Raw genomic sequence first — 12,857 nt, forward strand, 5'->3', positions numbered from 1 at the left:
TCAGGCTTTCGTGCCGACGAGGGACAGGAAGACGTCCTCGAGGGTGGGCTGTTTCTCGACGTACTCGACCTTGGCGGGCGGCAGGAGCTGCTTGAGCTCGGCGAGGGTGCCGTTGACGAGGATGCGGCCCTCGTGCAGGATCGCGATCCGGTCGGCGAGCTGCTCGGCCTCGTCCAGGTACTGGGTGGTGAGCAGGACGGTGGTGCCCTGGGCGGCGAGCTCCTTGACGGCCTGCCAGACCTCGATGCGGGCCTGCGGGTCGAGGCCGGTCGTGGGCTCGTCGAGGAAGATGACCGGCGGGTCGCCGATGAGGCTCATCGCGATGTCGAGGCGGCGGCGCATGCCGCCCGAGTAGGTGGCCACCTTGCGGCCGCCGGCCTCGGTCAGGGAGAAGCGGGTGAGCAGGTCGTCGGCGATCTTGCCGGGGTTCTTCAGGTGGCGCAGGCGGGCGACCAGCACCAGGTTCTCCCGGCCGCTGAGGATCTCGTCCACGGCGGCGAACTGGCCGGTGAGGCTGATCGACTCGCGGACGTCCGCCGCCTGCCTGGCCACGTCGAAGCCGTTCACCTGGGCGGTGCCCGCGTCCGGTTTGAGCAGCGTGGACAGGATCTTCACCGCCGTGGTCTTGCCCGCGCCGTTCGAGCCGAGCAGCGCGAAGATGCTGCCCCGCGCCACGTCGAAGTCGACGCCGCGCAGCACCTTCAAGTCCTTGTACGCCTTCTCCAGGCCGCGCACCTCGATGGCGGGGGCGTGCTGTGTGGTCATTGGTCTGTGCCGTCCTTTCCTACGGTGTCCTCGCCGGCGGCGCGGTCGATGGCGCCGGTGAAGCGGTCGCGCTCCCGCTTGATCCACCGCCCGACGGAGTAGCTCTGCACGAACGTCTCGACGAACTGCACGGGGTCCTCGCCGAAGATCTCCCTGATCGGGGTGCCGTCGGCCGCGCCGCGCTCGAACAGCTCGGCGAGGTCGTCGAACATGTCCAGCGCGTCGGCGCTGTCGCCCGGGCCGAAGAGCATCAGGTACCGCTCCAGTGCTTCGGCCGCCGTGCGGTAGTTGCCGGGAAGCCGCTTGATCCTGGCCTTGTACTGACGCCAGCGCCGTTTGTCCTCCAGCGGGCCGGTGACCACCTCCAGGTACTGCCGGGCGCGGCTCTTCGGCTCGTTCGGCTCTGTGCTCATGGCTGCTTGCCTCCTTCGCGGAGCTGTCCGAGGCGTTCTGCGAGGAAGCTCCAGGTCTCCCAGAACTCGTCGAGGTGCTCGTGTCCCTGCGCGTTGAGCGAATAGACCTTGCGCGGCGGCCCCTTCTCGGACGGGATCTTCTCCACGTCGACCAGGCCGCGTCGCTCGATGCGGACGAGCAGCGCGTACACGGTGCCTTCGGCGATGTCCGAGAAGCCCTGGTCACGCAGCCACGCGGTGATCTCGTAGCCGTACGCGGGCCGGACGGACAGGATCGCCAGGACGATGCCCTCCAGCACGCCCTTGAGCATTTCCGTGAGCTGCTTGCCCATGGGACTTCCTCTACTTAGCGACGTTGACTACTGGTACATAGTAACACTGATTAGCGGACCCGCAAGAGCATCCCGCCGCCGTTCCGGTGGCCTCATGCGCCAACCTTCGCCGACCCCCCTGACACGGGACCGTCCCCGCGCTGACACCGCCGCTGACGCCGCCGCTGACGCCGGGCCGGTTACGGGGCCGCGTTCCAGGGAACTGACGCCATCCGCGGCATTGCCGCCGCTAAGGTCTGAACGCGAGCATCCGTACCGGATCGGCACCGGAAGAAAGGCCCCACACATGAGCGACTACGCGATCACCTTCGACCTCATCGACGTCGACAAGGACGGCCGGATCTCGGCCGAGGAGCTCGTCCGGCTCATGGAGATCCTGGGTCAGCCGGTGACGCTCGAGGTGGCACAGGAGGGCGTACGCAAGCTGGACAAGGACGGCGACGGGCTCATCGACGTGGAGGAGTTCGGCGCTTTCGTCGACCGGTGACATCATCGCCGGATGTGATAAAAACAAGCATTTGCTACAAAACTCCTGTCGCCTAGGTCACAATGGCGACAGGAGGGACGATGGCCAACAAGAGTGACGTACGCGAAAGCCGGACGCCCCCGGGCCTCGTGCAGACGCTCAGAGCGGGCATCGGCCGGGTCTCCGCCGAGGTGATCGAGGAGATCCAGAACCGCATCCCCGAGTACGCCCGGCCGGAGGACGAGCTCTACATCAAGGTCGTCAGGACCGCGGTCGAGCAGGCCGTCGAGGGCTTCCTCGACCGCGTCGAGAACCCGGACGCCGCCTGGGACCCCGAGCCGTTCCGCATGATCGGCAAGGGCGAGGCCGCCGAGGGCCGCAACCTGGAGCCGCTGCAGACCGCGCTCCGGCTCGGCGCGCGCGTGGGGTGGCGGCGGCTCACCGAGATCGCCGACCCGCTCGGGCTCACCCCCCAATGCCTGTACGACCTGGGCGAGACCATCTTCGTCTACCTGGACCAGCTCGCCGACGCGGCGGCCGAGGGCTTCGAGGAGGCCAGGGCGCGGGCGGCCGGCGAGATCGAGCGGCGCCGCGGGCGGCTGCTGGACCTGCTGCTCAGCCAGCCGGCCGCGAGCCCCGAGGCGATCGCCGACCTCGCCAAGGCCGCCGGGTGGCGGCTGCCGCGCAAGGTCGCCTGCGTCGCGCTCGACGACCTGCCGGGCGGCCCCCGGGCCGCCGCCGTGCCCACGCAGGCCCGCCGCGAGCCGGCGGCGGCCGCCGCGTACCGGATGCCCGCGCTGCCGCCCGAGGTGCTGGCCGGGCTGGAGCGGACCGTGCCCTGCCTGCTGGTGCCCGACCCCAGCGGGCCGGGGCAGGCGCAGGTGCTGGAGCACGGGCTGCGCGGCTACTGGGGCGCGATCGGGCCGGCCGTGCCGCTGGCGGCGGCCGCGACGTCCCTGCGCTGGGCGCGCGAGGCGCTGGAGCTGTCGCGGCGCGGGGTGCTGCCGCGCGGGCTCGTCCGGTGCGAGGACCACATGGCGACGCTGGTGGTGTTCAAGGACGAGGAGCTGGTCAGCGCGCTGGCCGAGGCACGCCTCGCGCCCCTCGCCCACCTCCGCCCCACCCAGCAGGACCGGCTGGCCGAGACGCTGCTGGCCTGGCTGCGCCACGGGCGCGGCGCGGGCGAGGTCGCCGCCCGCCTGCACGTGCACCCGCAGACCGTGCGCTACCGGCTGCGCCAGCTCGAAGAGCTGTACGGCGACCAGCTCGCCGACCCGGACGTGCGCTTCGAGCTGGAGATCGCGCTCCGCGCCCGCCAGGCCACCAGCGGCGGCCCGCGCGGAGGGGCCGCCGGACGGGCCTGAGCCGGTCAGAGGGGCTGCCGGAAGAGCCTGAGCCGGTCCTCGCCGACGCGCTCGCGCAGGGCGTGGTCCTCGACGCCCAGGTCCCCCGCCGGCGCGAGGGCGAGCACGCCGACCTTGCCGACGTGCTGGTTGAGCTGGACGGCGCGGGCCGCCTCGGCCGCCTCCTCCAGCGGGTACACGGCCGAGAGCGTGGGGTGGACCATGCCGAGCGAGATGAGCCGGTTCACCTCGTGGCACTCCTGGTAGTTCGCGCCGTGCGAGCCGATGATGCGCTTCAGCTTCATCCACAGGTGCCGGTTGTCGTACTCGTGGGCGTACCCGCTGGAGGAGCCGCAGGTCACGACCGTGCCGCCGCGCCGCGCCACGTACACGGACGCGCCGAACGTCTCGCGTCCGGTGTGCTCGAAGACGATGGCCGGGTCCTCCCCCACCTGCCGCCTGATCTCGGCGCCGAGCCGCCGCCAGCCCTTCTCGTCGCCGAGCCCGCCGTCGAACTGCGAGCGGTCCACCACGTACGGGCAGCCCATGCGGCGCAGCAGCTCGGCCTTCTCGGGGGTGCCGACGACGCCGACCGGGATGCCGCCGCCGTTCCTGACGAGCTGCACGCCGTACCCGCCGAGGCCGCCCGTCGCGCCCCACAGCAGCACCACGTCGCCCTGCTTCATGCGCGCGCCGCGCTCCCCCACCAGCATCCGGTACGCCGTCGAGGCGCACAACATGTTGCAGGCGGCCTCCTCCCAGCTCAGGTGCCGGGGCTTGGCGAGGAGCTGGGTGGCCTTGACGACGGCGAAGTCGGCCAGGCCGCCGAAGTTCGTCTCGAAGCCCCAGGCGCGCAGGTCGCCGGCGAGCATCCCGTCGTGCTGGACGACCGGGTCCTCGCCGTCCACGTACGCCGGGCTCGTCACCACCCGGTCGCCGACCCGCCAGCGGCGCACCGCGCGCCCGGTCCGCACCACCACCCCGGCCGCGTCCGAGCCGAGGACGTGCACCGGCAGGTCGTGCCGCGCGTCGCTGCGCCCGAACCGCTCCAGGAACGCGAACGTCGGCACCGGCTCGAACATCGCCGACCACACCGTGTTGTAGTTGATCGCGCTGGCCATGACCGCGATCAGCACCTCGTCCTCGGCGAGCTCCGGCATCGGCGCCTCGCCGACGTGCAGCGTCCGGCGGACGTCCTTGTCGTGCTCGTCCTGGTCGAAGAGGCCCACCTCGTCCTTGCGGAGGTGGGCGGCGCGGTAGGTGGACGGCACGTCCAGGCGCTCCAGCTCGGCGGCCTCCGCGCCGGCCACCACCGCCTCGGCGAGTGCGCTCGTGTTCACAGGAGTAGTCCCTTCAGGTGCTCGGCGATGACCTCGACGTGTGGGGGGTCGAGCAGGTTGAGGTGGTGCGAGCCGGGGATCTCGACGATCTCCAGGCGGGGGACGTACGGGGCGAAACCCCTCGCGGGGTCGGCGGCGTGAGCGTACCGGGGGTCCTCGACCGCCCAGGGGGCCGGGTCGGTCGAGCGGTAGAGGACGGCGCGGCCCTCGTACGGGCGGTCCGGACGGTAGCGCTCGATGGCCTGGGTGTCGTCGTGGGAGGTGAGCTGGTGGCGCAGGATCGCGGGCGGCAGCGTGGCCAGCACGCCGGAGCCGGCGATCCTGGCCTCGGTGAGCGCGAGCTGGGCCGGCTCGTCGAGCGGTTCGAGCTCAGCCTGGTCGAGGGCGATCGGGACGCCGTACGTCCTGGTCAGGTAGGCGGCGAAGGCGGCGTAGCGGCGGGCCTGGAGACGCCGGCGGCGCGGCTCGGGCACCTCGTCGGGAAGGCCGGCGTCGATCATCGCCAGCAGCTCGACGGCGTCCTCGCCGAGCAGGCGGGCCGTCTCGAAGGCCAGGATGCCGCCGAACGACCACCCGCCGAGCCGGTACGGAGGGTCGGCGGCCTGCCTGATCGCCTCGGCGTACCGGGCGGCGCGGTGCGGGATGTCCGGGTGGTCGGGAAGGTCCAGACGTTCGAGGCCGAAGACCGGGGCGGGGAGGCGGGCGGCGAGGAGGGTGTAGACGCCGGTGGTGCCGCCCGCGGGGTGCGCGAGGAACAGCGGGGCGCCGGGGATGCCAGGGGTCAGCGGGCGGATCGTGCCGCGGCCCGCCTCCGCCTCGTCGGCCCGCCGCAGCGCCGCCGCCAGGTCGGCGGGGGTCACGCCGGGGACGGGAGCCGCGCCGGGGACGGAAGCCGCGCCAGGGACGGGAGCCGCGCCGTTCCCCGCGGGCTGCCCGCCGAGCAGGGCGGTGGCCGCGGACAGGACGTCCGGGGTGAGGGGCTCGGTGACCGAGGGCTCGCGGCCCAGCAGGTCCGCCAGGACGCGGGTGACCTGGCGTTCGGCCGCGTCCCTCGGCTCCACGACGACGGGGCCGGGCGCGACGGGAGCGGGGGCGGGGGCGGGGGCGGGGGCGAGGCCCAGGCGGCCGGCGACCGTCCTCGACAGCGCGCCCAGAGTGCCGCCCTTGAGCAGCGGGGCCGTCGGCACCTGGACGCCGAAGTCGTGCTCGATCGTGCCGCGCAGCCGGGTCGCGGCCAGCGAGTCGAGCCCGAGGCCGGTCAGGACGGTCCCGTCCGCCAGCCGCGACGGGTCCACGCCGAGCACGGCCGCGGCCCGCTCCCGCACCTTGCGCGCGACGGCGGCCAGGGCCTCCTCGGGCGGGAGGTCGGCGAGGTCCTGCGGAGCCGGGGCCGGGACGTCGGCCAGGTCGGAGAAGTACGGGACGCGGGCCAGGGCGGGGAAGAGCGTGACCGCCCTGGCGGCGTCCAGCTTGACGACCCCGGCCGGAAGGTCGCGCTGGAGCAGGGCCTCCAGTGCCTCCAGCCCCTCGGCGGCCGTCAGGGGCTCGACGGCGGGGGTGGCGGGGGCGGCGGTCCCGGCCCAGGGGCCCCAGTTGACGGCGAGACCGGGCAGTCCCTCGGCGCGGCGACGCTCGCACAGGGCGTCCAGCCAGGCGTTCGCGGCGGCGTAGGCCGCCTGGCCGGGGGAGCCGAGCAGGGACGCCGCCGAGGAGAACGCCACCCACCAGTCGAGGTCCAGGTCCTTGGTGGCGTCGTGCAGCCGCTGCGCGCCGGCGACCTTGGCGGACCAGACCCGGGCCAGGGCGTCCGGGTCGAGGTCGGCGATCAGGCGGTCGTCCAGGACGCCGGCGGCGTGGATCACGCCGCGCAGCCGCAGCCCGCCCTCGGTGGCGGCGGCCACCAGCCGCTCGGCCGTGCCGGGCGCGGCGAGATCACCGGTGACGGTCGTGACGCCGCCGGCGATGGTCGGGGTGCCGCGTCGGCCGGTCGCGGCGGGGTGCGCGGCGCCATCGGGGGTGGTCGGGGTGGGGGCTTGGGGGTCTGCCGGCGCGGTCGTGGCGGGGGCTTGGGAGCCGGCCGGGGCGGTCGTGCCGGGGCGTGGGGTGCGGCCGTTCAGGACGACGCGGGTGGCGCCGCGGTCGAGCAGCCAGCGGCGGCCAGGCGGCCGAGGTGCCCGTGGCCGCCGGTGATGACGTACGCGCCGGGGCCCACCACGGGGGCGGGGCGGCGCATGGGCGGGAGGGCGGTGCGGCGGAGGCGGGCGGCATAGCGGACGCCGGCCCGCCAGGCCACCTCGTCCTCCCGGCCGGCGCCGGACCCGCCGGGGTCGCCTGCGCCGCTTGCGCCGGCCGGGTCGCTTGGGTCGCGTGGGTCGCGTGGGTCGCCTGGGTCGCCGGACAGCTCGCGGGCCAGCGACGTGAGGTCGTCGTAGTCGACGAGCGCCGCCCGGGCCTCCGGGTGCTCCAGGGCGAGGACCCGGACCAGGGCGCGCAGGGCGGCGGGGCCGGGGTCGGCGGGCTCGCCGTCGCGTACGGGCTGGGCGCGCTCGGTCGCGATCGTGACCCGCGCGCCGCACCGGACCAGGCCGGCCACCTGGAGCAGCACCCGCTGGACGCCCACCGGGTCGAGCCCGCGCGGCACCAGGACGACGACGTCCCCACCGGCCGCCTCCCCACCGGCCGCCTCCGCAGCGGCGGAGGCGGGGAGGAGGGCGGAGGCGGGGAGGAGGGGGTGGAGGCGGGCGGCCCGCGCATCCCCCTCATCGGCCAGGATGAGCCATGCGCGGGGCGAGCCCGCCTCCGGCGGTGGCACGCTCACCCAGGTGCGGGCGACAAGCTTGGCGTCCAGCCTGGTCGGCACGGGCCCGGGCGGCAAGCCGGCGGTCTCGGTGCGTGAGACGACGCTCACGGCGCTCGCCGGGACAGAGCCCGGCGGGACGGCGCCCGGCGGGACGGCGGCGGACGGGACGGCGGCGGACGGGACGGCGGCGGACGGGACGGCGGCGGACGGGACGGCGGCGGACGGGACGGGCGAGACGGTGGCGGTGCCGTGGGTGGTCCAGACGCCCGCCGCGTTCTTGGCCGACACCTCGACGCGCTCCCCCTCCAGCGTCACCGTCACCTCGGCGGGCAGCGGCAGGTGGGAGTGCAGCGCCACGTGCCGGACCGCCGCCTCGCCGTGCACCTCGCCGGCCGCCGCGGCCGCGAGCCGGGCGAGGACGGCGGGCGGCAGCACCGGGTGGCCGTCGCGGTGCCAGTCCTCCGGCGGCAGCCGCCAGGGCGCGTCGGCGAGGTCGTCGAGCGTGGTGGTCCAGGCGTGTCCCGACGGGGTCTCGACGTGCACGCCGAGCAGCGGGTGCCCGGCCGGCGGGCGTCTCGGCTCGGCCCAGTGCCGTACGTGCTGCCAGGGCGGGTGCGGCACGTCGGCCGGCCGCCCCGTGGTGCGCGGCACCACGGACCCGGCCGCCGCGGCGACCTGGTCGTGGAAGGGGCCCTCGGTGATCCGGGCATCGGCCGGGAGGGTGTCGCGGAGCGCCCCGGACAGCAGCGGCCGGGGCCCCAGCTCGGTGAAGAGCGTGTACCCGTCCTCGGCCGCCGCCCGCACGGCCTGCATGAGCCGCACCGGACGCCGCATGGCGGCCGCCCAGTACGCCCCCTCGAATGTCGGCGCCTCACGCGGGTCGTCGAAGACCGGCGAGTAGTACGGGATGCCGGGTTTGCCGCCCGCGATGCCGCTCAGCTCCTCCCGCAGCACCGGCACCAGCGGCCGGACCTGCGGCGAGTGCCCCGCCCCTTCGGCGGTCAGCGTCCGCGCGAACAGCCCCCTGGCCGCCACCGAGGCGGCGAACTCCGCCACCCGCTCCGGCTCCCCCGTCACCACGGTCTGCGCGGGCGCGCTGTACACGGCCACGTGCAGGTCCTCCGGCACCTCCTCGGCGCCCACCTCGACGACGGCCATGGCCCCGCCGCCGCCCAGCCCGCCGAGCAGCCGGGCGCGCGCGCAGACGACCCGCACGCCGTCCTCCACGTCGAGGCCGCCCGCGACGACGGCGGCGGCGACCTCGCCCATGGAGTGCCCGATCACGGCGGCGGGCGCGAACCCGTAGGCCCGCCAGGTCTCGGCCAGCGCGAGCTGCGCGGCGAAGATGATCGGCTGGAGCGTCGCCACGCCGGACGCGGCCGGGTCGTGGAGGTCGATGCCCGCCTCCTCGCGCAGCAGGGGGGCCAGCCGGTCGAGGGTGCGGCGGTAGGCGGGCTCGGCGGCGTAGAGATCCAGGGCGGGCCGGTGCGGGCTGTAGCCGCTGAAGACCCAGACGGGGCCCTTCGCGTCGGCGGTCCCGGTCGTGACTGGGCGGAGGTCGCGCAGTCCGTCGGCCAGTTCGGCGGCGTCCCCGGCCACGACGGCCGCCGCCGCCCGCCCGCGTCGCGCCCGCCTGGCCAGGGTGTGGGCCACGTCCCTCAGGTCGGCGCTCCGGCCCGGGCCGGAGGACCAGGAGGCGAGGGCGCGGGCGTACCGCTCGACCCGCTCGGGGGTCGCGTCGGTGAGCAGGAAGACGTGCTTGGCGCGGTCGGCGGCCGGCGTCCCGGCCACGACGGGAGCGGGGGCGGGGGCGGGGGCGGCGTCGAGGACGAGGTGGGCGTTCGTCCCGCCGAACCCGAACGCCGACACCCCCGCCCGCGCCCGCTCGCGCCCCCGCGGCCAGGGCGTCGGCGCGGTGACCACGCGCAGCCGCCCCCAGGGGATGTGCGGGTTGGGCTCGCGGAAGTGCAGGCTGGGCGGGATGACGCCGTGGTGCAGGGCGAGCACGGTCTTGATGAGGCCGGCGACGCCCGCCGCGGCCTCCAGGTGCCCGAGGTTGGTCTTGACCGAGCCCAGCAGGACCGACGCGGGGATGGCGGCGGCGATCGCGCGGGCCTCGATCGGGTCGCCGAGGAACGTGCCCGTCCCGTGCGCCTCGATGTAGTCGGGCCACGGATCAGCCTGCGCCCGCGCCTCGGCGTCGTCCGGGCGCGGAGGAGTCCGCGCCTCGGCGTCGTCCGGGCGCGGAGGAGCGTCCGGGTGGCCGGCCCGGGCGTAGACCCGGCGCAGCAGGGACTCCTGCGCCTCCGGGTTGGGAGCGACCAGGCCGTTGGAGCGGCCGTCCTGGTTGACGGCGCTCTCCCGGATGACCGCGAGCACCCGGTCGCCGTCCCGCACGGCGTCGGCGAGCCGTTTGAGCACCACGACGCCGCAGCCCTCGGCCCGCACCATGCCGTCGGCGGCCGCGTCGAACGCCTTGCAGCGGCCGTCGGCGGCGGTGCCGCCGCCCCGGTCGAAGGCGACGGTGACGAGGGGCGACAGCAGGAGGTTCACGCCGGCGGCGAGCGCCAGGTCGCACTCCCCGGCGCGCAGGCCGGTGACCGCCAGGTGGGCGGCGACGAGGGAGGAGGAGCAGGCGGTGTCCACGGCGAGGGAGGGGCCGCGCAGGTCCAGCAGGTACGACAGCCGGTTGGCGGCGATGCTGAGCGCGGCCCCGGTGGCCGTCCAGGCGTCCACGGCGGCGAGGTCCGCGCCGGTCAGGTAGGCGTACTCGGCGGCGGACAGGCCCGCGTACACGCCGGTGCGGGTGCCGGCCAGCGAGCGCGGCGCGTGGCCCGCGTGCTCCAGCGCCTCCCAGGCGGTCTCCAGGAGCAGCCGCTGCTGCGGGTCCATCGCGGCCGCCTCGCCGGGCGCGATGCCGAAGAACTCCGCGTCGAACCCGGCCACGTCCGCCAGGAAACCGCCGTGCCTGGTGGTGCCGGCCAGCACCTCGCGAGTGCGCGCCGACCCGTCGTCGAACGCCTCCCACCGCCCCTCCGGCACCTGGCCGACGGCGTCCCGGCCGTCCATGAGCAGCTTCCAATACGCGTCGGGGCCGTGCGCGCCGGGCAGCCGGCAGCCGAGACCGATCACCGCCACCGGCTCCCCCGCCGGTCCGCCCGCCTCGGCCGGCTCGCGGGGCGCGGCCAGGGCGCGGGCGAGCCGGTTGATCGTCGGATGCTCCCACACGAGCGTCGGGCTCAGCTCGCGGCCCAGCAGCTCGCCCAGCTCACCCGCCACCGCCACGGCCTCCCGCGACGACAGCCCGTGCTCCTCCAGCGGCCGGTCGGGGTCCACGTGCCCGCCGAACCGCTCGATGAGGAAGCGCCGGATCTCGCCTTCACCTGGTACGTCCACGAAACACTCCACGTGCGCCGGGGGCCGAGGTGATCGGCCACCCTACTCAGGTGCGGGGGGCGGGCGGCACGACCGCACGGAACATTCCTCGGTCGGGTTTTGTCACCCGGATGACAAGTGCGGCGGGATTTGTCCGGCAGGCCACAACGGGCGGCCCGATTTCGTTGCGCCGCGTCATAGCCGCCCGCACCGGACCGCCCCTACCCTCGCTGCACCCCGAGCGAAGGAGGGCTCCCCATGCGCGCCCTGGCGGCACTGGCGACGGCGACGGCGCTGCTGCTCTCCTGCGCGGCCCCCGCCCAGGCCGACCCCGACTGGTCCTTCACCGGCGAGGACGACCCGGCGCCCGGCCCGTCGGCCACCGCCGGAGCCGCCACCGGCGGGTACGCCCCCGGCCAGAAGGCGCTGCCCGGCCCCGCCCGCGTGGTCGCCGAGCGCCGGATCGACGCCCGCACCCTGGACCTGCTGGTCTCCTCGCCGTCCATCGGCAAGCTGACGCCGGTCCGGCTGCTCCTGCCGCGCGGCTGGTCCCGCACCGCCGGGCGGACCTGGCCGGTGCTGTACCTGCTGCACGGCGGCGCGGACGACTACACCTCGTGGACCCGGATGACGGACGTGGCCGCGTACACGGCGGACCTCGACGCCCTCGTCGTCATGCCGGAGGCGGGCCGGGCGGGCAACTACTCCGACTGGTACAACGCCGGCCGGGGCGGCCCGCCGAAGTGGGCGACCTTCCACACCTACGAGGTGCGCCGGCTGCTGGAGCTCGGCTACCGGGCCGGCACCCGGCGGGCGGTCGCCGGGCTGTCGATGGGCGCGTACGGCGCGATCAAGTACGCCGCCGCCAACCCCGGCATGTTCCGCTTCGCCGGCGCCTACAGCGGCATCATGGCCACCCGCCTGCCCGGCATCCCCGCCGTCATCATGAACGCGCAGGCGAGCGAGAAGCAGAACCCCCTGGCGCTGTGGGGCGACCCGCAGCGGGACAGGAAGGTGTGGGCCGCCAACGACCCCCTGGCCCTCGCCGCCGGCCTGCGCGGCACCAGCCTGTACATCTCCAGCGGCAGCACCTCGCTGAACGGCCCGCTGGACGCGCCGAACGCCGCCTGGAACCCCGCCCACCTGGGCGAGCCGATCTCCGCCTACACCGCGCGGGCGCTGAGCGAGCGGCTGACGCGGCTCGGCATCAGGCACACCCTCCACCTGTACGGCAACGGGACGCACACCTGGCCGTACTGGACGCGCGAGTTCAAGCGGTCGTACCCGATGATCGTGCGCGCCCTGGGACTGCGGACGGGTTAGGATCTTCCCCGGGCTCTGGGACGAGGAGGTCGATGAATATGGCTGCCGGCAGCCGTCGTCGCCATGTCCTCGTCCGGCCCGCGCGCGGCTGACGCCCCCGGGCCGGGTCCTCCTCCCGTGAAGACCAGGAGTCCTGTCATGTCCTTCTCGATCACTGACGCCGGCCTGACCACCGCGCGGCTGCTGCTGCGCCCGTGGACGGCCGGCGAGGTGCGCGCCGTCCTCGACGGCGGGCGCCTGCCGCACTGGGCCGCCGACTTCCCCGACGACGGCGACCGCGTCATCGCCGGGCTGTTCGGCGAGCACCCCGGCTGGTTCGGCCCCTACGGGCACCGCCAGGTCGTCGAGCGCGAGAGCGGGCTGGTCGTCGGCTCGATCGGCCTGTTCTGGCCGCCCGCCGACGGCGCGCTCGAACTCGGCTACGGCATCGTGCCCTCCCGGCGCGGCCGGGGCTACGCGTCCGAGGCCGCCGCCGCCGTGACCGGGTTCGCCCTGACGGCGCCGGGCGTCCGCACGGTCACCGCCGACGTCGAGCTGTCGAACCCGGCCTCGGCGCGGGTCCTGGAGAAGGCCGGTTTCGCGCACGTGCGCACCGACCAGGAGCGGGGCGTCGCCCGCTACCAGGTCACGGCGCGCTGACCGGGCGCGGGGGCTGGGCGCGCGACCGCGCGCCCGGCCCGCCGCGTCCCGCCGCGTCCCG

Annotated in this window: 8 protein-coding genes and 1 pseudogene; 4 read left to right on the forward strand and 5 right to left on the reverse strand. The window is 75.4% G+C overall.

The window, feature by feature from the left end; all coding sequences use genetic code 11:
* From MF672_RS06825 to MF672_RS06835, 3 genes are read right to left on the reverse strand one after another with little or no spacing between them, the layout of a single operon-like run.
* Positions 1 to 765, reverse strand: a complete 765-nt coding sequence (locus MF672_RS06825; RefSeq protein ID WP_242374767.1) for an ABC transporter ATP-binding protein — start codon at positions 763 to 765, stop codon at positions 1 to 3.
* The gene (locus tag MF672_RS06830) at positions 762 to 1,178 is read right to left on the reverse strand and encodes a DUF1048 domain-containing protein (RefSeq protein WP_242374766.1); all 417 of its coding nucleotides are present in this window, start codon (positions 1,176 to 1,178) and stop codon (positions 762 to 764) included. Before MF672_RS06830 ends, MF672_RS06825 begins: the two co-directional genes overlap by 4 nt.
* On the reverse strand, positions 1,175 to 1,510 hold the full coding sequence (locus MF672_RS06835) for a PadR family transcriptional regulator (protein ID WP_242374765.1): 336 nt from the start codon (positions 1,508 to 1,510) through the stop codon (positions 1,175 to 1,177). Before MF672_RS06835 ends, MF672_RS06830 begins: the two co-directional genes overlap by 4 nt.
* 286 nt (positions 1,511 to 1,796) lie before the next feature.
* Between MF672_RS06835 and MF672_RS06840 the strand changes: the two genes are divergently transcribed.
* Together MF672_RS06840 and MF672_RS06845 are read left to right on the forward strand one after the other, a co-directional pair.
* Positions 1,797 to 1,997 carry an EF-hand domain-containing protein gene (locus tag MF672_RS06840; protein ID WP_242374764.1) on the forward strand — a complete coding sequence of 67 codons (201 nt, stop codon included), beginning with the start codon at positions 1,797 to 1,799 and terminating at the stop codon, positions 1,995 to 1,997.
* Between the two features lie 80 nt (positions 1,998 to 2,077).
* Positions 2,078 to 3,340, forward strand: a complete 1,263-nt coding sequence (locus MF672_RS06845) for a PucR family transcriptional regulator (RefSeq protein ID WP_247815191.1) — start codon at positions 2,078 to 2,080, stop codon at positions 3,338 to 3,340.
* 5 nt (positions 3,341 to 3,345) lie between these two features.
* Here MF672_RS06845 and ccrA read toward each other — a convergent pair whose 3' ends face one another.
* The gene (gene ccrA, locus MF672_RS06850; RefSeq protein WP_242382696.1) at positions 3,346 to 4,659 is read right to left on the reverse strand and encodes a crotonyl-CoA carboxylase/reductase; all 1,314 of its coding nucleotides are present in this window, start codon (positions 4,657 to 4,659) and stop codon (positions 3,346 to 3,348) included.
* A pseudogene (locus MF672_RS06860) lies at positions 4,656 to 10,855 on the reverse strand (beta-ketoacyl synthase N-terminal-like domain-containing protein); the annotation flags it as partial. The gene ccrA and the pseudogene MF672_RS06860, both read right to left, overlap by 4 nt.
* Positions 10,856 to 11,092: 237 nt before the next feature.
* Between MF672_RS06860 and MF672_RS06865 the strand changes: the two are divergent.
* Positions 11,093 to 12,157: an alpha/beta hydrolase gene (locus MF672_RS06865; RefSeq protein WP_242382692.1), complete on the forward strand. Its 1,065-nt coding sequence runs from the start codon at positions 11,093 to 11,095 to the stop codon at positions 12,155 to 12,157.
* A 138-nt stretch (positions 12,158 to 12,295) separates the two neighbouring features.
* Positions 12,296 to 12,796 carry a GNAT family N-acetyltransferase gene (locus MF672_RS06870; protein WP_242382690.1) on the forward strand — a complete coding sequence of 167 codons (501 nt, stop codon included), beginning with the start codon at positions 12,296 to 12,298 and terminating at the stop codon, positions 12,794 to 12,796.
* The last annotated feature ends 61 nt before the right edge of the window (positions 12,797 to 12,857 follow it).

This window comes from Actinomadura luzonensis (assembly GCF_022664455.2).
Lineage (GTDB): Bacteria > Actinomycetota > Actinomycetes > Streptosporangiales > Streptosporangiaceae > Nonomuraea > Nonomuraea luzonensis.